Consider the following 243-nt stretch of genomic DNA (forward strand, 5'->3'; position numbering starts at 1 on the left):
TTCTCGCGGCGCAGGAACTCCGGCATGGTGTGGTCCTTGGCCGCGGCGAACATGATCTCCGCACACAGCAGCACCCAGGACAGCAGCGCTCCCAGCAGCGAGATGATCAGGCCGACGCTGATCAGCAAGGCGCCCCAGGGGCCGACGATATGTTCCAGCACTGCTGCCAGGGAAGGGTTCTGCAGCTTGGCCAGCTCCGGCTGGCTCATGATCCCCAGGGACAGCACATTCACCAGCACCAGC

At 64.6% G+C, this 243-nt stretch carries 1 protein-coding gene; it reads right to left on the minus strand.

Features of this window, described 5'->3' with window-relative positions:
- A partial coding sequence (locus J5M73_RS31665; protein WP_207817046.1) for an amino acid permease occupies window positions 1-243 on the minus strand: 243 nt, incomplete at both ends.

The organism is Pseudomonas sp. 50_B, from assembly GCF_017491625.1.
Taxonomy (GTDB): domain Bacteria; phylum Pseudomonadota; class Gammaproteobacteria; order Pseudomonadales; family Pseudomonadaceae; genus Aquipseudomonas; species Aquipseudomonas danubii.